A 19,592-nucleotide genomic window follows, 5' to 3' on the forward strand; every position below is an offset into this window, starting at 1 on the left:
GACGACGAACTCCCACAGGAGGACGAACTCCCACCACAGGAAGAGGAGTTGCTCCCGCACGACGAGGAGCCGCCACCGCAGGAGGAACCGTTCGGCGAGGCGTCGCAGGACGCTGTGGCGGCGTACCAGGACGACATGTCGTCGCCGCCGACGAACGGCGCCGCGCTTCCCGCGCCGGCCGTCGACCGGTGCCCGCGGGCATGGTGAGCGTTCCGGGCGCGCCGGGCCGCGGCGTCCGCGGACAGGCGGGCGAAAGCCTCCCCGTCGCGCCGCAGCGCACGCGCCGTCGCCCGTACGCTCCAGGTGATCAGTCCCGCCACGACCAGCACCGCACCCACGACGAAAAGCATCGCCACCATGTTCGTTCTCCCCCCTGGCCGCCGGGCGTTCGATCCACGCCTGCTGCTCCGAGCATCCCCTGCGGCGCGGCCCTCTCAAGCCCCTCTTGAGCAAGTCCAGAGGTTGCGCCGGGGCGTGGGGTCCCGGCGCGGACGGCTCAGTTCCCGGACGGGGTGAGCAGTACGAACTCGGCGTTCGAGGGGTCGAGGCAGACGGCGAGCCGGCCGACGCCCTCCGCGTCCTGCGGGCCCATCCGCACGCTGCCGCCGTTGCGGGTGACCGCGGCGGCCGCCGCGTCGCAGTCGGCGACGGCGAAGACCGGGTGCCAGTACGGCCGTCCGCCCGTCAGCGAGAGATTCTCCTCGCCGATTTCGATCACGCCGCCCTGCATGCGGTCCTCGGCGAGGCCGGCGGGGGTGATGAGGTGGTAGGGGCCGCCGCCGCCCGGCAGGTTCATGTCGCTGTAGCTCCATCCGAAGACGGCGCCGTAGAACTCCTTGGCGGCTCGGGCGTCGCTGGTGCACAGCTCGGTCCAGGACAACGAGCCCGCCGCGTCGGCCAGTTCGAAGCCGGCGTCGGAGCCCGGCTGCCATGCGGCGAACTGGCCGCCGAGGGGGTCGCTGTACTGCGCCATCCGGCCCCACTCGCCGAGATCCCTGGGCGCCACCCGGACGGCGCCGCCGGCCCGCCGCACGGCCTCGGTCGTGGCGTCGGCGTCCGTGACGGCGAAGTAGAGCATCCACGCCGAGCGCGCGCCTTCCTCGGTCAGCGTGCCGAGGCCGGCGACGGTCTTGCCGTCCTTCTTGAGCACTCCGCCTTCGGGGGACTCGCCGTCGCCCGCCTCACCGCCGCCCATCGACTGGTACTCCCAGCCGAGCACCGCGCCGTAGAAGGCGGCGGCGGTCCGGACGTCGGGAGCGCCGAGGTCGAGCCAGCAGGGTGAGCCGGGAGCGGGGTCGGTGGTGATCACGGTGATGCCCCTTTCGCAGGTCCTGGGCACCACCCTGACATCCGGCCCCGGTCAGCGCGCGTCGGCGGTGGGCGTGGGGCTGGGGCTGGGCTCGGGTTCGCAGGTGATCTCGTCGCGCGGGTTGTAGTGGGTGCGGAAGGGCTCCCGCTTCACCACCTTGCCGTCCCGGTAGAAGACCCGGTCCACGGTGACGTCGAAGCCCTCCAGCGGGGTCTGCGGCACACACTCCTTGTCGGTGCTCACCTTGTGCTCGGGCTGCACCACGTTGGTCCGGGGGCCCTTGACCGACTTGATCTCGTCGTACTTCCTGGTGCCGAGGAAGGTGACGGTGATGGAGGTGTCGGTGGCCTTCGCCTGGATGTAGACGGCGTGGCCGGAGTCGTTGGCGAACCTGAGGTCGAGGGTGCCCCAGGCGACCGTCGCCTCGCGGCCCTCCGGGTAGCGCTCGATGTAGAAGGAGTGGGCGCCGTGCTCCAGGGGCTTGACCCCGGCGAAGAACAGCGCGTTGTAGACGGTCGTGGCGACGGAGGAGACGCCGCCGCCGGGCGCCTTGGCGAACTGGTTGTCGAGGATCATGATGCCCTCGACGAAGCCGTTGGCCTCGGTGCGTTCACCGACGGTGCGGTTGAAGCTCCAGGTCTGGCCGGGCATGACGAGGGAGCCGTTGATGAGCTGTGCGGCCCGGCCGATGTTCTTGGTGCGGTACGGGGCGCGTTCGAAGTGGACGGTGAAGGAGGACATCTTCTCCGTCAGGCCGAGCCGGGCGGCGTTCTCGCGGGTCAGCGCGGGCTGGGTGCGGCGTACGGCGACGTCGCCGGTACGGGCGGCGGGCCCCGATCCGGTGAGCAGTGGCAGTACGGCCTTGCCGAGCGCCTTGTCGGTGACGCGTACGCCGGTCCGGGCGTCGCGGGCCACGGCGACCCGGTCGCCGTCGAGGCGCAGTGCGGCGTTGCGGGGGGTGGTGGTGATGGCGGCGAGGGGGCGGGACACCGCGGGGGCGGCGCGCAGACCCGCGACGTCCAGTTCCGGTCGCAGGGTGCCGGCGGCGTCCGGCCGCATGCTGAGGTGCTCGCCCAGGACGGTCGGGCCGACGGTGAAGCGTCTACCGTCGGCGACGAGGGTGATGGGCGCGGACATGGCCGGCCGGGCGAAGTCGCGCACCGCTCGCCGCACCTCGGCCGCCGTGACCTCGGGCCGGGTCTCGTAGACGGGCAGGGCGGTGACGGTGTGCGGGCGGCCGCGCAGGAAGGAGGCGCGCAGGGCGGGCACGGCGGCGTTCACGTCCAGGGCGTAGCCGTCGCGCGGGGCGGTCTGCCGTACCGTGCCGCCGGCGAAGGAGACGGCGCCGTCGCGGACCTTCTGGTCGAGGTTCTTCGCCAGGTTCCCGAGCGCGGCGCGGGCACGCGGCTCGTCGAGGCGTACGACGGGCTCGACGGCGCCGCCCTTGCGGAAGAGGCCGCTGACGGCGTCGAGGGGGCCGGAGCCGGTGCTTTCCGCCTGGTCGACGGTCTTCTCGGCGTCGAAGGAGAGCCCGGCCCGCTTCGGGTCGAGGACGGCGGTGTGGTCCCCGACCTTGACGGTGAGTTCCTGGGAGCCGAGGGCCGTCAGGTACCGGTCCAGCTTGGCTACGGCCTCCGTGCGGCTGAGGCCGCCGATGTCGACGCCGCGCACGGTCGTGCCCGGTTCGATCTGGCCGCCGGTGAGCAGCGAGCCGGTCAGGTACAGAGCCCCGACGCCGACGGTCAGCGCACCGCCCGTCAGAGCGAGGGACGGCACGGCAGGGGTTCGGGCGCGCATGAATCTCCAGGAGGGGGCGATCGGCGGGCGGTGCACCCGGTGACACGACACGCCGTCAACCGGGCAAGAAGCTCAAGCTACCCAAAACGGGTGATGAGTGACTATGTCGAAAAACACGTATGGCGGTATGTGGCAGTATGTCCCGCATCACGTCAGGGGGCAGGTCTCGTCGGGGCCGGATCCCGTCATGACGAGTTCCTGTCGTCCCCTGGGGGCGGCGGATGCTCCGCGGGCTGGATCCAGCCCACCGCACGCTCCACGGCCCGCCGCCAGTTGTCGTACTCCGACTCCCGTCGGCCGGGGTCCATGTCCGGCAGCCACTGGGCGGCGCGATGCCAGTTGCGGCGCAGCACCTCCAGGTCCGTCCAGTACCCGGCGGCGAGTCCTGCGGCATAGGCGGCGCCGAGCGAGACCGTCTCGGCGACCATGGGCCGCACCACCGGCACGTCGAGCACGTCGGCCACGAACTGCATGAGGAGGTTGTCGGCCGTCATGCCGCCGTCCACCTTGAGCTGCCGCAGTGCCACGGGGAAGTCGGCGTTCATGGCGTCGACGACCTCCCGGGTCTGCCAGCCGGTGGCCTCCAGCACGGCCCGGGCCAGGTGCCCCTTGGTGATGTACGAGGTCAGGCCGACGATGACGCCGCGCGCGTCGCTGCGCCAGTGGGGGGCGAACAGGCCGGAGAAGGCGGGGACGATGTAGCAGCCGCCGTTGTCCTCGACCGAGCGTGCCAGGGTCTCGATCTCCGGTGCGCTGTTGATCAGTCCGAGGCGGTCCCGGAACCACTGCACGAGCGCGCCGGTGACGGCGATGGAGCCCTCCAGGGCGTAGACCTGCGGCTGGTCCCCGATCTTGTACGCGACGGTGGTGAGCAGCCCGTGCCGGGAGCGCACGACTTCGGTGCCGGTGTTGAGGAGCAGGAAGCCGCCCGTGCCGTACGTGCACTTCGCCTCGCCCGGCGAGAAGCAGGTCTGGCCGAACAGGGCGGCCTGCTGGTCGCCGAGGGCGGCCGTGATGCGGATGCCGGGCAGCACCGAGCGGGCCACGCCGTAGCTCTCGGCGGAGGAGCGGATCTCGGGCAGCATCGGGCGGGGCACGCCGAAGAAGGACAGGAGGTCCTCGTCCCAGGTCAGCGTGCGGATGTTCATCAGCATGGTGCGGCCGGCGTTGGTGGCGTCGGTGATGTGCAGTCCGCCGTCCGCTCCCCCGGTGAGGTTCCAGATCAGCCAGGTCTCCATCGTGCCGAAGAGCACCTCGCCGTCCTTGGCCCGCTTCTCCAGGCCGGGGACGTGGTCGAAGAGCCAGCGGATCCGCAGCGCCGAGAAGTACGTGGAGGGCGGCAGCGCACAGCGCTGAAGGAAGAACTCGTCTCCGGGCCGGCGTCCGAGTTCTTCGACGAGCGGCCCGGTACGGGTGTCCTGCCAGACGATGGCCCTGCCCAGCGGGGCGCCGGTGCGCCGGTCCCACAGCACGGTCGTCTCCCGCTGGTTGGCGATGCCGACGGCGGCGACCTCCTCCGGGCCGATCCCTCCGTCGGAGAGCGCCTCGGGCACGACCCGCTGGAGGTTGCGCCAGATCTCGACGGCGTCGTGCTCGACCCATCCGGGTCTGGGGAAGTACTGCTGGTGCTCCCGCTGGGCGACCGTCACCAGCCGGCCGTGATGGTCGAACAGGATGCATCGGGTGGAGTTGGTGCCCTGATCGATGGACATTACGTACCGTGCAACCATGATCGGGTCTGCCTTCCCGTGACCGATGTACCGATGTACCGATGTACCGATGTGCTCAGGCGGGCGGCGGGGTCACCAGCGTGTCGCGCCCAGGTCTCTGGAGATGGCGCGCGCCGCCTCCCGCAGGAGGGTGATCAGGCTCGGCCGGGGCCTGCCCTGGCCGTCGCAGATCCGCTCGACGGGGCCGGACAGTCCGATGGCGCCCACGACGAGGCCGCCGTGCCCCCGGATCGGCGCGGCGACGCCGGCCTCACCCATGCTCAGCTCCTGGACCTCGCCGGCCCAGCCCACTTCCCGGACGTCGGCGAGCGCCCGGGTGAGCTGTTCGCGGGTGACCAGGGTGTGCCGGGTGTACGCCTCCAGCCCGGCCTCCACGGCCGTCTCCAGGGGCGCGGTGCCGAAGGCGAGCAGCACCTTGCCGAGGGAGGAGGCGTGCAGGGGCAGCAGCGATCCCACGTCCAGGGTCTGGAGGGTGTCGTCCGGCCGGAAGACATGGTGGACGACGAGGACCTGGCCCTCCAGCGGGGTGCCCAGGCGGACCGCCTCGCCGCTGCGGGCGGCCAGGGCGTCGGCCCAGTTGATGGAGCGCGAGCGCAGTTCGTTGACGTCCAGGTAGCTGGTGCCCAGGTGCAGGAGCGCGGCGCCGAGCTGGTACTTCCCGGTCGCGGCGTCCTGCTCGACGAAGTCGACGTGCTGGAGCGTGCGCAGTATGCCGTGCGCGGTGCCCTTCGCCAGCCCGAGCGAGGCCGCCACCTCGCCGAGCCCCAGCCGGCGCGGCCCGCCGGCGAGCAGACGCAGGATCGCCGCCGCCCGTTCGATGGACTGGACTGGGCCGGCCATGTAGCGAGCCTAGTACCGCCGAGGGCGGTGCGCCGTGCGGGGAAGAGGGCCGTTTCGGCATCAGGCCGGCGGATGCGTTCGGCAATGCCGACCTTCGTTCATTGACTACCGCTTCGTCCGGTTCGTAACGTGCACCGTGGCCGGGCACGCGCACCACGGCCGGCGCCCGGTCACTCACCGCTCATCGGAGGACAAGCAGATGCCGCTGGAGCTGAACAGGATGGTTCGGGAGGACGTCGCACACGTGTGGCGGCTTCCTCCCGTGACCGGCGCTGTGTCGAGCGTGCGCCGGCGGGCCGGGGCGGTGCTGGCCGAGTGGGACGTCTCCTCGGCTCTGGCCGAGGACTCCCTGCTGGTGGTCTCGGAACTGCTGACCAACGCGTTCGTCCATGCCCTGCCCCCGGCGGAGCTGCGGCTGTCGCTGCTGCGCAGCGGCGGGCTCAGCACGCTGCGGGTGGAGGTGACCGACGCGGGGCCGGCGCTCGGCGCGGGCGAGACGCCCGCGGAGGTCGACCCCGACGAGCACGGACGAGGCGAGCACATCGTGCACGCCCTGGCGACCCGGCACGGCGTACGCGTCCACCGCGACGGGGTCACCCGGTGGGCGGATCTCGTGGCGGTGTGAGCGGGCGCGAGCGGAGCTCGTACCGGGGGCCGCGGCCTCAGGAGCCGCCTCAGGACGCCACCGGCGCCGTGTCGCGGGAGTCCGGGTCGGCCTCCCGGACGGCAGGGGCGGCCAGGGACGGCTTGCTCAGCAGGAGCAGCGCGGCGTCGTCGTGCAGACGGCCGCCCACATGGGCCAGCAGTTCGTCGTGGAGCGCGGAGAGCGTGCGCGCCGGCTCGTCGCCGGCATGGCGTTCCAGGCCTTCGGCGAGCGGGTAGAACTCCCGGTTCTGGTCGCGGGCCTCGGTGACGCCGTCGGTGTAGAGCAGCAGTTGCTCCCCGTCGGCGAAGGGCAGCTCCTGAAGCACCGGCGCCTCCCCCGACAGGGCCCGCAGTCCCAGCGGCGGGGTCGGCCGGGTGGGCTCCAGCGGGACGACGTCGCCGGATTCGCGCACCAGCAGCGGCGGGGCGTGACCGCAGTTGACCACTTCCAGCCGCCCGGGCCGTGGATAGCCGGCGACCACGGCGGTGACGAAGTCGTCGCCGCCCAGGTTGCGCGCGAGGCTCCGCTCGATCCGGCCGACGACGGCGAGCAGGTCGGGCTCGTCGTACGCGGCCTCGCGGAACACGCCGACCACGAGCGCGGCGGTCCCCACCGCCGGGAGCCCCTTGCCCCGCACGTCGCCGACGATCAGCCGGACTCCGTACGGCGTGGGCACGAGGGCGTAGAGGTCGCCGCCGATGCGGGCCTCCGCGGCCGCGGCGCTGTAGCGCACGGCCGCCCGGAACGGGCCGACGACCTCCGGGACGGGCTTGAGCAGCGCGTGCTGGGCGGCCTCGGCGACGGAGCGGACGTCGGCGAGGACCCGCTCCCGACGCCGGCGCAGCGAGCCCGTCAGGGCGCTGGCCAGGGTGACGGCCACGACGGCCGACAGGACGGCGAGGAGTTCGCGGCCGTGCACGGCGTCCCGGATGCCGAGCATCGTGCCCAGCGCGGCGGCGAGGAGTCCGACGCAGAGGACGCCGCGCGGCCCGCTGGTGATGGCGGCCAGCGCCGGTCCCGCCGCGAGGACGGGCAGCCAGATCAGGCCGGCTCCGCCGACGAGGTCGACGAGGACGACGGCGGCGACGACGAGCACGGGCAGGAGGGGCAGGAGGAGCCGTCGCGGCAGCGTGGTCCTCAGGAGCCGCAGGGCAGTACTCAGGGGCTGCCGTATCGGGCCGTGGGCGTCACCGTGGTCTCGCGCCTGACTCATGTTGTGTCGGTGGTCCTCACCTGTGTGCGGGTGTACGGGGGTGCGCATCCCGGACGGGCCGTCGGCCCGGTTCACCTGGCGTGCCGGGCTTGTCCGGTTCATCCGGTTAGTCCAGGAAAACGGGTGCGACCGCGTCGTCACAAGGAGAGGGTTTTCAGATAGTGAGCGAGAGGCTCCTGGTCACACGGTTCGCGGTGGGGATCAGCCGGCGGCGCACCTCGTCGAGCCGGGAGAGCCGGTCGGCGGGCAGCGAGACGCCGAGCGAGCCGATGACCTCCCCGCTGTAGACGGGCACGGCGACGCACACCGTGCCGAGCGCGTACTCCTCCAGGTCCGTCACGGCCGGGGCGAGGGGGGAGACGTCGAGCCGCCTCAGGAGCTCCGGGCGGCTGGTGATGGTCCGCGGGGTCAGATCGGCGAGGTGGTGCCGGGAGAGGTAGTCGTCGCGGGCCTCCGCCGGCATCTCCCGCAACACGGACTTGCCCAGCGCGGTGGCGTGCCCGGCGTCCTCGAACCCCACCCACAGGTCGACCCTGGGCGTACGCGGACCGTCGACGATCTCCGCGACCCGGATCTCCCCGTCCTCGTAGAAGGTGAGGTAGGCGGGGGCGGTCAGCTCGTCGCGCAGCGCGGCGAGCGTCGGCCGGACCCGGCTGAGCAGGGCCTGACCGCGGCCGTCGGTGTGCAGCGCCCGCAGCTTGTCGCCGAGGACGAACACGCCGTCGTCGAGCTTGCGCACGTATCCGTCGTGGACGAGCGTGCGCAGCAGGTGGTAGGCCGTGGCCAGGGGCAGGCCGGTCTCCCGGGCCAGCTGTTTGGCCGGAGCGCCGTTCTCGTGCGCGCCCACCGCCTCCAGCAGCCGGAACGCGCGCTGGACGGAGGTGATGAGCGTGGGGCCGTCTTGAGCACCCATACCCACAGCGTGCGCCGGACGGGCCGCACAGGCAAGGCGCACGCACGACGCGACAAGGCCCTGCGCGACGGCTGACGCGGCCGGTACGGCGACCGCACCCCGGCCGGCGGGGTGCGGGAATCGCGGGCGTGCGCGATACGGGGCGGGCGGTGGCGGCTCGGTGGCCCTCAGTGGGCTTGCGGTACCGCTCCGGGGCGGCGGTAGACGTAGGGGGGCGGGTCCTGGGCCGGGCCCTGGTCGACAAGGGTGCGAACAAGGTGGTGGTCGGGGGACAGCCCGCACGCCGGGTCCGTGCGGGCGGCGTCACCGGTGAGGGCGTACGCCTGGCAGCGACAGCCGCCGAAGTCCTCCTCCCGGCGCGGACAGCCGCCGCACGGGCCGCTCATCCAGTCGGTGCCGCGGAAGCGGTTGAAGGCCGCGGAGTGGTCCCAGATCCAGGCGAGCGAACGGTCCCGGACGTTGGGCGCGTCGAGGCCCGGCAAGGACGCGGCGGCCGGGCAGGGCAGGACGGTGCCGTCGGGTGCGACGGTGAGCGAGACCGCCCCCCACCCGCCCATGCACGGCTTCGCGACGCCGTCGAAGTAGTCGGGGACGACCCAGACCAGGTCGAGACGGCCGGCGAGCTGCTCCCGCCGGCGTTCGACGGTCTCCCGGGCCCGGACCAACTGGTCGTGTGCGGGCAGCAACGCGGCACGGTTGAGCAGGCCCCAGCCGTAGAACTGGGCGTTGGCCAGCTCGATGCGGTCCACACCCCAGGCCACGCCCAACTCGATGAGTGCGTCGACGGCGTCGAGGTTGTCACGGTGCAGCACCACATTGAGACCGAGGGGAAGCCCGGACCCGCGAACGAGTGCCGCGGCCCGCTCCTTGTCCGCGAAGGAGGACGGGCGTCCGGCGATCCGGTCGTTCGCCCGGGCGTCCGCGTGCTGCACGGAGAGCTGAACACTACGGAGCCCCGCCGCGCACAACGCGCCCAGCCGGGCCTCGTCCAGAGCGGTGCCGCTCGTGACCAGCTGGGTGTAGATCTCGGCGGACGAGGCAGCAGCGACGATCTGCTCAAGATCGGGGCGCAACAGCGGTTCACCGCCGGAGAGATGAGCCTGTACGACGCCCAGCGCCCCGGCTTGGCGCATCAGGTCCGTCCACTCCTCGGTGCTCAGTTCGCCCGAACGGCGCTTCAGTTCCAGCGGGTTGGAGCAGTACGGGCAGTGGAGCGGGCAGGCGTGGGTGAGTTCGGCGAGCAGAGCCCAGGGGCGTGGCGGACGTACGGGGTCCGGGGAAGCCTGGGGAATGGTCACGTGAGCCAACCCTCCTGGTGCAGGCGGTCGAGGAAGGAGGGGATCTCGGCGGCCACCGGAGCGCACGGGTAGCGCTCGGCCAGTGCGCCGACGATTGCGCGGACGGTGCGCGTGCCGTCGCACAGGCCGAGGACCTGGCCGGCGTTTCCCTCGAGGACGACGACGCGCTCCGGCAGGAGCAGCAGGTCCGTGCCCCGCACGGTGTCGTGCCGCAGCATCAGCGCGGGGGCGAGGGCCGGACGCCACGGGCTCTCGGGCTCCGGCATCACATCTGCCCTCGCCGGCCGGACGGCTGGTCGTCCGAGTGCTGCCCGGCCTGCTGCACGGCGTCGAGCAAGGCCCACAGCACGTCGCACTTGAAGGTCAGCGCGGCCACGGCCCGCTGTTGCTCTTCGCGGGTACGGGCCCACTCCAGGACGAGGGCGAGGGCCTCGTCGCTGTCGCGCCGCCCCTGGTCGACCCGGGTGCGGAAGTAGTCGAGTCCGGACGGCTCGATCCAGGTGTAGTGGCCCTCGAAGGCGTCGATGCGCAGGCGCATCAGGTCGGGAGCCGTCAGCTCGGTGAGCGATGCCGCGACCGCCTCCAGCGGCGGGCGCAGGCGGCAGAAGTTGACGTAGCCCTCCACCGCCAGCCGCACGCCCGGCAGTACGGCCTCACCCGTCTGCAGGGTCGCGCGGTCCAGGCCGGCCGCCTCGCCCAGCCGCAGCCAGCGCTCGATTCCCCCCTCGCCTTCCCGACGGCCGTCGTGATCCTCGATCCGCCGCAGCCACATGCGTCGCAGCCGCGGGGAGTCCAGCTTCGCGGTGATCAGCGCGTCCTTGACGGGGATGTGGCGCTGGTAGTGGAAGCGGTTGACGATCCAACGGCGGATCTCTGCCGGGCTGAGGTCGCCCTCGTGCATGCGCACGTTGAAGGGGTGGCGGTCGTGGTAGCGCTCCTGCCCCACCGTACGCAGGCGGGCTTCGAACTCAACGGGGCTCCAGGGCTCCGTCGGGGCGGCGAGTGCCGTGGTCACAGCTCGATCACCATCTCGTCGTCGGCCACCTCGATGCCCAGTGCCGCGAGCCGCTTGTGCTGCGCCGCAGTGGGATCGACAAGGGGGTTGGTGTTGTTGAGGTGCGTGTAGAGGCAGCGGCCGGACAGTGTGCTCAGGATGCCCGCGGTGCCGCCGGGTCCGTCGATGGGCAGATGCCCCATGCCGGTGGCGGTGCGGGAGGAGACACCGGTGCGGCGCGGCTCTTCGTCGTCCCAGAAGGTGCCGTCGACGATGACGCAGTCGGCCTCGGAGGCGACGCGGTGCAGCGCCTCGGACCAGGCGGCCACGGCCGGGGCGTAGACGGCCGTCTTGCCGGTGGCCGGATCGTACAGGCGCAGGGCCACCACCCACGCGTCGTCCTCGGGGGCGTCGGCGGCGTAGCGGGGGCGCTTGGCGGACACGGGGACGGCGCTGATCCGCACCCCTCGGCCGGACGGGCCGAGGGCGTCGCCGCTCAGCGGCTGCGTGCTGTGACACGGCAGTTCGCGCCACGTCAGAGCCGTGTAGGGACTCAGTACGTCGCCGAGGCGCAGGCGGTCGTTCAGGGCCCGGCGGACCGGGGCGGTGGCGAGGATCTCCACAGCCTGGGCCTCACGCAGCCGCGCGACGCCCAGGGTGTGGTCGAGCTCGGCGTCGGTGAGGACGACACCGGCGATCGGTGTCTGCCGGGGGCCGGGCCCGGGGTGGAGCGCCCGGTGGGCTTCGATCTGGTCGCCGACGTCGGGGGTGGCGTTGACGAGGTACCAGCGGTCCTCGTCCGTGCGGATGGCGAGCGACGCGTGACGGCGGCGCCGCTCGGGATGCGCGCGTGCCCCGGAACACCCGGGGCACGCACAGTTCCACTGCGGGACGCCGCCGCCGGCCGCGGTGCCGAGCACCTGCAGCAGCATGGCGGCAGACTAGCGCGTGGAGAGGGAGTAGGCGGTGACTTCCAGGGCGGTGTCGACGACCGTGTACCCGGGCGTCTGCCAGGGGGTCGTGTCGGCCTGCTCCGTGGTGGTCGCGGCCGCCTGCTCGGGCTGCTCCATGGTGTCCGTCATGTGCGTACCTTCCTTTCGGGGGTGGTGACTTCACTCCTGCGTGAGGAGTCGGTAGAGGGGGAGGTCACTTGACGCCGATCCTGAGGATGCGGTCCTTGTCGTCTCCGCGGTCGGTCGTGCCGACCCACAGCTCGTCGCGGCCGGGGACCTTGGCGATGGCACGCAGCCGGCCGTAGGAGCCGTTGTAGTACGACTTCGCCGTTCCGACGTTCTTGCCGGTGCTGTCGATCGGCAACGCCCACAGCCGCTGGCCGAGGAGCGTGGAGACGTAGATGACGTCGCGCTTGATCGCGATCTGGGCGGGCACGCCTCCTTGGTCCGGGTGCCAGACCTTCTTGGGGTTGGTCATGCCCGCTTTGGCGCAGGACCCCTCGCAGGTGGGCCAGCCGTAGTTCGCGCCCGGACTGATCAGGTTGAGCTCGTCCCACGTGGACTCGCCGATCTCGGTTTCCCACAGCCTGCCCCGGGCGTCCCAGGCGAGGCCTTGGGGATTGCGGTGGCCAAGGCTGTAGACGCGGTTGCCGAACGGGTTCCCGGGCGCTGCCGCGCCGCCCTTGGTGATGCGCAGGATCTTCCCGTTGAGCGAGTTCCGGTCCTGCGCGAGAGTCCCCCGGAGGGCGTCGCCGACGCTGACGTACAGATAGCCGTCGGGGCCGAAGGCGATCTTGCCGCCGTTGTGGTCCCCGCCTCGGGTGATCCCGCCCAGCACGACGGTGTAGTGGCTGAGGGAGGCGCCGTCGAAGTGCATCTTCACGACCCGGATGTCGGCGGCGGCCGTATGGACGAAGAAGACGTCCTTGTCCGTGGTGCCGTTCCAGGTCGGAGAGGGGGCCACGCCCAGCAGTCCGCCGCTTCCGATCGCGCGGGCAGGAGAGGGGACTACGGTGTTCGGCACCGCGCCCACCTTCTTCTTGGACCCGTCGCTGTTCTGGATCCACACCGTGGCGCTACGGCGCTCGGTCACCAGCGCCCTCTTCCCGTCGGGCAGGAAGGAGATGGCCCAGGGCCTCGTCCACTTGTCGGAGAGGACGGACACGCCGGACGGGGCGCGGCGGTCGGCCCGGGTACCCGCCCCGACCGCCGCCTGCGATGCAGGGTTCTCCGCCACCGCGGTCGCTGTCGTCGGCTGCAGGACGCAGGCGCCGAGCAGAGCGGTGACGGCAGCGATCGCGGCTCTGCCCGGACGGACCCGATGCAGCGCCGAATGCGCCAAGCGTGACATGTGATGCCTTTCCTGTCGTGGCGGAAGACGGCTGCATTCCGAAAAGGGATCCGCCGTCGAAATCATTACCGAGACGCCCATTCCTGCGCCGCATGGTGATGCATTCCCGGAAAGAGAAACGGGGCGCGGGACATGGCGATGTCTTCTGTAGGGAGTATTGAGCCAGAATTTCCGCGCGAGCCACCGGAATTCCCCCATCGGGCTGACGGCCCGACATCGGTTCACGACCGAAGCCGGCGGCATACCGGGCTACCCGTTCTCGCTCAGGTCGCCGCCCCCGCGCCCGGCGCCGGACATCGCTTCCGGGGCCGGCGGCCCCCCGCACGGTCGCGTCTGTCCGGGTGGCGTCGGCCCGCCGGCGAAGCGACTCGCACCCGGCGGGCGTTGAGCAGGACCCATCCGTCGTCACCGCCGAAAGGTCTCCCCATGCGACGCACCGTCCTGTTCACCGTCTGCGCCCTGATCACCGCCGCCGCCACCGGGTTCTTCACCACCAGCGCCATCCGCAGCCGCTGAGCCGCCCCGTGGCGCGGCGCTCCCGGTGGCGGGACGCTCCGTGATGCTGCTGGCTTTAGGCAGGACCTGTACCGACGGCAGCGGACAGAAAGCGAGCAGCGATGGCGCACAAGCAGGAGCGCCTGGGGACGCCCCGGGCCGCCGGGATCGCCGGGATCGTCTTCGCGGTCCTCATGGCGGCGGCGATCGTCCTGATGCGGTCGGCCCTGCCCGGCGGAGCCGGCGGGGACGAGGTCGCCGTCAGCGAGGGGCAGCGCGGCGCCGTGCGGTCGGCGCTGGCGCTGGTGCCCTTCGCCGGCATCGCCTTCCTGTGGTTCATGGGGGCGCTGCGCGAGCAGGCCGGCGAGGGCGAGGACCGGTTCGTGGCCACGGTGTTCCTCGGCAGCGGGCTGGTCTTCGTCGCCACGCTGTTCGCCAGCGCCGCGGCGGCGGCGACGGTGCTGGCCGAGAGCCAGCAGCCGTCGGCGTTCGGCCGCCACTTCGCCTACGCGCTGCTCACCACGTACGCGATGCGGATGGCGGCGGTGTTCATCTTCACGACCTCCGCCATCGGCCGCCGCCTCGGCGTCTTCCCCCGTCCGCTCATCCTCGTCGGCTATCTCGCGGGGCTGACGCTGCTCGTGGTGGGGGCGGACGTGCCCTGGTCGGAGCTGGTGTTCCCGGCCTGGGCGCTGATCATCAGCGTGTCCGTGCTGCGGGGTCGACGCCCCGCACCCTCGAAGACCCCCGAGGCGGTCTGAGCGGCACGCCCGCTCGCCCCCACCAGCCCGCACGCCCGCTCACACCGCCCGCTCCCCCCTGCCGGCTCACCCGACCGCGCCGCGAAGGCGTCCCGTCGTCCGCGCCCGTCACTCCGATGGACCGCTCCTCGTCGCCGCATCCCCGGCGGGCGCGGAGGATGGTCGAGCGGGGGGTCCGCGGCCGTTGGAGAGGACCGATCCCTTGGTGAGGCTAGTCGTCGACCTGAACCGCTGTCAGGGGTACGCGCAGTGCGCGTTCCTCGCCCCCGACGTCTTCGCCATGCACGGCGACGAGGGTCTGCTCTACGACCCCGAGGCCGACGAGGCGCAGCGCGAGAAACTGGCCCAGGCGGCCGCCGCCTGCCCCGTGCAGGCCATCCTCGTCGACTCGGTGGACACCGCCCCGGCCGAGGCGGTGTCCGGTGAACGATGACGGGGCCCTGGAACAGCTCCGGCGCGAGGGCCGGATCGTCGTCGTCGGCGCCTCGCTGGCAGGGCTGCGGGCCGCCGAGACCTTGCGGGAGAAGGGCTTCGCCGGGTCGCTGACCATGGTCGGCGACGAGCCCTACGAGCCGTACGACCGGCCCCCGCTCTCCAAGCAGGTGCTGCTGGGCAAGGCCGCCGCCGAGCACACCGCCCTGCCCAGGCGGCGGGCTCTGGACGCCACCTGGCGGCTCGGCTCGGCGGCGACCGGCCTGGACCTGGCGGCCCGGCGGGTTCGGCTGGCCGACGGCGACGAGGTGCCGTACGACCGGCTGCTGATCGCCACCGGGGTGCGGGCGCGGCCGTGGCCGCACCCGGCCGAGGCCGAACTCGACGGCGTGTTCGTGCTGCGGACCCGCGACGACGGCGCGGCGCTGGCCCGGCGGCTCGCCGAGGGACCCCGGCGGGTCCTCGTCATCGGCGCCGGATTCACCGGCTCGGAGATCGCTTCCGCGTGCCGGGAGCGCGGGCTCGCCGTCACCGTCGCCGAGCGCGGCGCGGCGCCCCTGGTCGGCGCGCTGGGCGGGGTGGTCGGGGCGGTCGCCGCCGAACTGCAGCGCGAGCACGGCGTGGACCTGCGGTGCGGGGTCATGGTGACCGCGCTGGAGGGCGACGCCTCGGGACGGGTGCGCGCCGCGCATCTGTCCGACGGTTCCGTCATCGAGACCGACGTGGTGGTGGTCTCGCTGGGCGCCACCCGCAACACCGAGTGGCTGGCGGGATCGGGGCTCGGCGCCGGCCCGCGCGGCATCGCCTGCGACGCGGGCTGCCGTGCCTTCGACTTCCGCGGCATCGTCACCGACGACGTCTTCGTCGCCGGCGACGTCGCGCGCTCCCCGCACGCCCTGTTCGGCTACCAGTTCCTGTCCCTGGAGCACTGGGGCAACGCCGTGGCGCAGGCCGAGACCGCGGCGCACAACATGCTCAGCGCGAGCGCCGACCGCGTGCCGCACCTGTGGATGCCGGCTTTCTGGTCCTCGCAGTTCGGCGTGAACATCAAGTCGGTCGGCGTGCCGACGCTGGGCACGGACATCGTCGTGTCGCAGGGTTCGCTCGCGGAGCGCCGGTTCGTCGGCGTCTACGGCTACCAGGGGCGCGTCATCGGCGCGGTCACCTTCGACCACGCCCGGTGGCTGCCGTTCTACGAGGAGCTGATCGAGACCACGGCGCCGTTCCCGCCGCCGTTTCCCACCGTGGACCGCCGCGCGGACGGACAGCGGCCGGTGGACGCGGACTTCCCCGACCCGTCGGTCCCCACCCACGGGCCCACGGTGACCCTCAGCGGCTACTCGCCGGCCGACCGCCGGCTCACGTTCCAGCCCGCGCACTGACCGCACGGCCCCGAGGACCCGCCATGACGCAATCCTTGCTGCACCAGATCCTGGACTACTCCAACCGCGCCGACCCGTATCCCATCTACGAGGAGCTGCGCAGGACGCCGGTCCTGCACGAGGAGGACGGGCCGTACGTCGTCAGCACGTACTACGAGATCCGCAGTCTGCTGCACGATCCGCGGATCAGCTCCGACGCCCGCAACCTGGCCTCGACGACCCGCGATCCGCTGGCCGAGTCGTCCGAGGACGAGGGCGCGCTGCCGCCGAGCTTCCTGCGGCTGGACCCGCCGGAGCACGACCGGCTGCGCCGGATGACCAACCGGCCCTTCGGCCCGCCGCACACCCCCCACCGGGTCGACGGGATGCGGGGCGAGCTGCGCGACATCGTCTCCGGCCTCATCGACGGCATCAAGGAGCCGGGGCGGATCGATCTGGTGGACCAGTTCTCGTATCCCTTCCCGGTGACGGTGATCTGCCGGCTGCTCGGCATCCCACGCGAGGACGAGGCGCGCTTCCACTCCTGGGCGGAGACGATCGCGGCGAGCCTGGACCCCGACCCGGACGCCGATCCGACCCAGCGGGGCAAGGAGTCGCACGAGGCCCGTATGCAGCTCGGCATGTACCTGGCCGGGCTGATCGAGGAGCGCCGCAAGAAGCCTGTCGACGACATGCTGTCCGCGCTGGCCACCGCCAAGGGCGAAGACGGCGCGATGACCACGATGGAGCTGCTCAGCACGGCGGCGCTGCTGCTGATCGCGGGCCACGAGACGACCGTCAACCTGGTCACCAACGGGATGCTGACCCTGCTGCGCCACCCCGACGTGCTGGAGCGGCTGCGGGCGGATCCGCGGCTGGCCGTGCCGATCGTGGAGGAGCTGCTGCGGTACGAGCCGCCGGTGCAGCTGGTGCCGCAGCGCACCACCGTCGCCGACATCGAGCTGCACGGAGTCACCATCCCCAAGGGCGCCTCCCTGTGGCTGGTGCTGGCCTCCGGCAACCGCGACCCGCGGCGCTTCGACGACCCGGACCGCTTCGACCCGGACCGCCGGGACGTGCAGCACCTCGGGCTGGGCAGCGGGATCCACAGCTGCTTCGGCGCACCGCTGGCCCGGCTGGAGGCCCAGCTCGCCCTGTCCGAGCTGGCACGCCGGCTGGTGAACCCGCGCCTGCTGGAGGATCCGCCGCCCTACCGGAGGAACGCGGTGCTGCGCGGACCACGCCACCTGCCGATCGCCTGCGACGACATCCGCCCCTGACGCCTTGCGACGTCCTCGCCCGAGCCCCGGCCCCACGCGGCCGGGGCTCTTCGCGCTCTGCGCGGGGCCGGCCGGCTCAGCCGGCCGGGTCCTCGCCGGCGGCCGTGCCGGGGCCCGCGAGGCCGAGTTCGTGCTCGCCGAGCGGGGCGAAGAAGCGCTCCACATCGGCGTCGGCGACCTCGGCGAGGCCGGCCGGGGACCAGCGGGGGGTGCGGTCCTTGTCGACGACCTGGGCGCGGATGCCCTCGACCAGGTCGTGCGTGCTCAGAGCCGCGCAGGACACGCGGTACTCCTGCTCCAGGACCCGCTCCAGTGCGCCGAGCCGCCGGGCGCGTCGCAGGGACGCCAGGGTCACCTTGAGCGCGGTGGGCGACCTGGTCAGCAGGGTCTCCGCGGTCTCCTTGGCGGCCGGATCGCCGTGTGCGAGCAGCCTTCGCACGATCTCCTCGACCGAGTCGGCGGCATAGCAGGAGTCGATCCACTCCCGCCGTCCGGCCAGCTCCCCCGGGGGCGGGTTCTCGGCGTGCCGGGCCAGGGCCTCGGGGACGGGCAGATCGGCGAGGTCGTCGAGGAAGCCGGGGATGGAGCCGGACGGTACGCAGTGGTCGGCGAGTCCGCACAGCAGCGCGTCGCCGGCGCCGATCTGCGCGCCGGTCAGGGCGAGGTGGGTGCCGAGTTCGCCGGGCGCGCGGGCGAGCAGGTGGGTGCCGCCCACGTCGGGGACGAAGCCGATGCCGGTCTCGGGCATGGCGACGCGGGACCGCTCGGTGACGACCCGGACGCTGCCGTGCGCGGAGACGCCGACGCCGCCGCCCATGACGATCCCGTCCATGACGGCGACGTACGGCTTGGGGTAGCGGGCGATACGGGCGTTGAGGCGGTACTCGTCGCGCCAGAAGGCGGCCGAGGCGCTGCCGTCGCCGTCGCGGGCGTCCGCATGGATGCTGCGGATGTCCCCGCCGGCGCACAGTCCGCGCTCCCCCGCGCCGGTGATGACGACGGTCTCGACGGCCGGGTCGTGCTCCCAGGCGGTGAGCGCCTCGTCGATGCGCCGGACCATGGCGTGGCTGAGGGCGTTGAGGGCCTTGGGGCGGTTGAGGACGAGGTGGGCGGCACGGCCGCGGGTGCGCAGCAGCACGGGTTCCTCGGCCCCCGGCCCGGGGTTCGGTTGCGCTCCGGGGCCGGTGCCGTTCTCGGGGCCGGTCATCCGGATGCCTTCGTCGGGCAGCGGGCCGCTATGACGTACATGATCTCGTCGGTTCCTTCCAGGGCGGACACTTTCGTCGCGGACGATCTTCTCGCTGCCGTCCTCGCTGAGATGTCCTACCCCCCATGGAGGGCGCGGCGCCGTGGGCCTGGTCACGTCGCGGAGCCGGCGGGGCGGGGGCGGGCGCGGAGCGTTCCGCGCCTCGCCGCACCGCCCCGCCGCAGGCGGTGTCGCCCGCGGGTCAGCGCCCCGCTGCCGGCCGGTAGCGGCGGTACAGCACCGCCCCGCCCAGGACGAGGGCCGCGCTGCCCGCGAGGGCGGCCGCGGTGGTTCCCGCGCCGGTCTCGGCGAGGGAGGCCGCGGTCCGGGGCGCGGGAGCGTGCGGCTTCGGCTGCGGCGCCTGGGGCGCCCTCGCCGGCGGGACGGCCTTCGTCGGTCCGGGCTGCGACGCGGCCGGCGGGGTGTGCCGGACCGGCGGTTCGGGCTTGGGCTCGCCCCGGGGCGGCTGCTCCTCCTCCGTGGTGTTGACGGAGGTGTTGCCGAACGCCGGGTTCAGCACACCGCCGGGGTTGACGCTGTTGCCGCTGGCGTTCACCGGGACGTCGAGCGGCAGCTGGACGCCGTTGCCGGAGACGGCGCCCGGCGAGCCCTTGGTGACGCTCGACGCCGCCGAGCCGCCGCTGTTCTGCGCCACACCCTCGGCCGTCTCGGGGCGCGAGCCCTTGTTGACGCAGGTGTTGCCGAAGGCGGGGTTCAGTGCTCCCACCACGCTCACGGTGTTCCCGCACAGATTCAACGGGATGTGCACCGGCACCTGGATGTTGTTGCCGGAGACGACTCCGGGCGAGCCTGCCGCCAGGGCGTCGGCCCCGGAGTCGGCGAACGCGGGCAGTGTCATGGCCATCGCGCCCGAGGCGGCGGCGACGGCGATCACACCGTTTCGGGTAACCCGTTTCATGGGTCCCTGCCTTCCAGACATGGTCGCGGGCACTCGCCCGCACCGGGTAGAACG

20 protein-coding genes are annotated in these 19,592 nt (G+C 72.8%); 6 read left to right on the top strand and 14 right to left on the bottom strand.

What is annotated here, in order from left to right; genetic code table 11:
- Positions 1 to 48 precede the first annotated feature (48 nt).
- Positions 49 to 207 (top strand): hypothetical protein, encoded by a 159-nt coding sequence (locus ACIRS4_RS01200; protein WP_404188180.1) that lies wholly within the window; start codon positions 49 to 51, stop codon positions 205 to 207.
- A gap of 289 nt (positions 208 to 496) precedes the next feature.
- Here ACIRS4_RS01200 and ACIRS4_RS01205 read toward each other — a convergent pair whose 3' ends face one another.
- From ACIRS4_RS01205 to ACIRS4_RS01220, 4 genes are all read right to left on the bottom strand, one after another.
- Entirely contained in the window at positions 497 to 1,309 is an 813-nt protein-coding gene (locus tag ACIRS4_RS01205) for a VOC family protein (RefSeq protein WP_404188183.1), read from the bottom strand.
- A 51-nt stretch (positions 1,310 to 1,360) separates the two neighbouring features.
- On the bottom strand, positions 1,361 to 3,106 hold the full coding sequence (locus ACIRS4_RS01210; RefSeq protein WP_404188186.1) for a VanW family protein: 1,746 nt from the start codon (positions 3,104 to 3,106) through the stop codon (positions 1,361 to 1,363).
- Between the two features lie 185 nt (positions 3,107 to 3,291).
- Positions 3,292 to 4,836, bottom strand: a complete 1,545-nt coding sequence (gene glpK, locus ACIRS4_RS01215) for a glycerol kinase GlpK (protein ID WP_404188188.1) — start codon at positions 4,834 to 4,836, stop codon at positions 3,292 to 3,294.
- A 72-nt stretch (positions 4,837 to 4,908) separates the two neighbouring features.
- Positions 4,909 to 5,676: an IclR family transcriptional regulator gene (locus tag ACIRS4_RS01220; protein WP_404188191.1), complete on the bottom strand. Its 768-nt coding sequence runs from the start codon at positions 5,674 to 5,676 to the stop codon at positions 4,909 to 4,911.
- A gap of 199 nt (positions 5,677 to 5,875) precedes the next feature.
- Between ACIRS4_RS01220 and ACIRS4_RS01225 the strand changes: the two genes are divergently transcribed.
- The gene (locus tag ACIRS4_RS01225; RefSeq protein WP_404188194.1) at positions 5,876 to 6,301 is read left to right on the top strand and encodes an ATP-binding protein; all 426 of its coding nucleotides are present in this window, start codon (positions 5,876 to 5,878) and stop codon (positions 6,299 to 6,301) included.
- 49 nt (positions 6,302 to 6,350) lie between these two features.
- Here the strand turns inward: ACIRS4_RS01225 and ACIRS4_RS01230 are convergent, their stop codons facing one another.
- From ACIRS4_RS01230 to ACIRS4_RS01265, 8 genes are all read right to left on the bottom strand, one after another.
- Entirely contained in the window at positions 6,351 to 7,535 is a 1,185-nt protein-coding gene (locus tag ACIRS4_RS01230) for a PP2C family protein-serine/threonine phosphatase (RefSeq protein WP_404188197.1), read from the bottom strand.
- A 154-nt stretch (positions 7,536 to 7,689) separates the two neighbouring features.
- Positions 7,690 to 8,448 (bottom strand): IclR family transcriptional regulator, encoded by a 759-nt coding sequence (locus tag ACIRS4_RS01235; RefSeq protein ID WP_404188199.1) that lies wholly within the window; start codon positions 8,446 to 8,448, stop codon positions 7,690 to 7,692.
- A 167-nt stretch (positions 8,449 to 8,615) separates the two neighbouring features.
- Positions 8,616 to 9,755 carry a pyrroloquinoline quinone biosynthesis protein PqqE gene (gene pqqE / locus ACIRS4_RS01240; RefSeq protein ID WP_404188202.1) on the bottom strand — a complete coding sequence of 380 codons (1,140 nt, stop codon included), beginning with the start codon at positions 9,753 to 9,755 and terminating at the stop codon, positions 8,616 to 8,618.
- Complete coding sequence (gene pqqD, locus ACIRS4_RS01245) at positions 9,743 to 10,012, bottom strand: pyrroloquinoline quinone biosynthesis peptide chaperone PqqD (RefSeq protein WP_404188205.1); 270 nt, start codon at positions 10,010 to 10,012, stop codon at positions 9,743 to 9,745. The genes pqqE and pqqD overlap by 13 nt, the downstream gene beginning before the upstream one ends.
- Positions 10,012 to 10,761: a pyrroloquinoline-quinone synthase PqqC gene (gene pqqC, locus ACIRS4_RS01250; RefSeq protein ID WP_404188208.1), complete on the bottom strand. Its 750-nt coding sequence runs from the start codon at positions 10,759 to 10,761 to the stop codon at positions 10,012 to 10,014. The genes pqqD and pqqC overlap by 1 nt, the downstream gene beginning before the upstream one ends.
- On the bottom strand, positions 10,758 to 11,672 hold the full coding sequence (pqqB, locus tag ACIRS4_RS01255; protein WP_404188210.1) for a pyrroloquinoline quinone biosynthesis protein PqqB: 915 nt from the start codon (positions 11,670 to 11,672) through the stop codon (positions 10,758 to 10,760). The genes pqqC and pqqB overlap by 4 nt, the downstream gene beginning before the upstream one ends.
- 9 nt (positions 11,673 to 11,681) lie before the next feature.
- Entirely contained in the window at positions 11,682 to 11,822 is a 141-nt protein-coding gene (pqqA, locus tag ACIRS4_RS01260) for a pyrroloquinoline quinone precursor peptide PqqA (RefSeq protein ID WP_404188212.1), read from the bottom strand.
- Between the two features lie 64 nt (positions 11,823 to 11,886).
- Positions 11,887 to 13,044, bottom strand: coding sequence for a PQQ-dependent sugar dehydrogenase (locus ACIRS4_RS01265; RefSeq protein WP_404188215.1), 1,158 nt, complete (start codon positions 13,042 to 13,044; stop codon positions 11,887 to 11,889).
- A 617-nt stretch (positions 13,045 to 13,661) separates the two neighbouring features.
- Between ACIRS4_RS01265 and ACIRS4_RS01270 the strand changes: the two genes are divergently transcribed.
- The 4 genes from ACIRS4_RS01270 (at position 13,662) to ACIRS4_RS01285 (ending at position 17,373) form a co-directional block, all read left to right on the top strand.
- Positions 13,662 to 14,300, top strand: coding sequence for a hypothetical protein (locus tag ACIRS4_RS01270; RefSeq protein ID WP_404188218.1), 639 nt, complete (start codon positions 13,662 to 13,664; stop codon positions 14,298 to 14,300).
- 205 nt (positions 14,301 to 14,505) lie between these two features.
- The gene (locus ACIRS4_RS01275) at positions 14,506 to 14,733 is read left to right on the top strand and encodes a ferredoxin (protein ID WP_351089594.1); all 228 of its coding nucleotides are present in this window, start codon (positions 14,506 to 14,508) and stop codon (positions 14,731 to 14,733) included.
- Complete coding sequence (locus ACIRS4_RS01280; protein WP_404188222.1) at positions 14,723 to 16,114, top strand: NAD(P)/FAD-dependent oxidoreductase; 1,392 nt, start codon at positions 14,723 to 14,725, stop codon at positions 16,112 to 16,114. Before ACIRS4_RS01275 ends, ACIRS4_RS01280 begins: the two co-directional genes overlap by 11 nt.
- A 23-nt stretch (positions 16,115 to 16,137) precedes the next feature.
- On the top strand, positions 16,138 to 17,373 hold the full coding sequence (locus ACIRS4_RS01285) for a cytochrome P450 (protein WP_404188224.1): 1,236 nt from the start codon (positions 16,138 to 16,140) through the stop codon (positions 17,371 to 17,373).
- 76 nt (positions 17,374 to 17,449) lie between these two features.
- On the opposite strand, the gene ACIRS4_RS01290 is transcribed toward ACIRS4_RS01285, so the two are convergent.
- Together ACIRS4_RS01290 and ACIRS4_RS01295 are read right to left on the bottom strand one after the other, a co-directional pair.
- Complete coding sequence (locus ACIRS4_RS01290; protein WP_404188227.1) at positions 17,450 to 18,580, bottom strand: enoyl-CoA hydratase/isomerase family protein; 1,131 nt, start codon at positions 18,578 to 18,580, stop codon at positions 17,450 to 17,452.
- A 241-nt stretch (positions 18,581 to 18,821) separates the two neighbouring features.
- Positions 18,822 to 19,538: a chaplin family protein gene (locus ACIRS4_RS01295; RefSeq protein ID WP_404188230.1), complete on the bottom strand. Its 717-nt coding sequence runs from the start codon at positions 19,536 to 19,538 to the stop codon at positions 18,822 to 18,824.
- Positions 19,539 to 19,592 lie beyond the last annotated feature (54 nt).

It is taken from the genome of Streptomyces sp. NPDC101166 (assembly GCF_044768125.1).
Classification (GTDB): domain Bacteria; phylum Actinomycetota; class Actinomycetes; order Streptomycetales; family Streptomycetaceae; genus Streptomyces.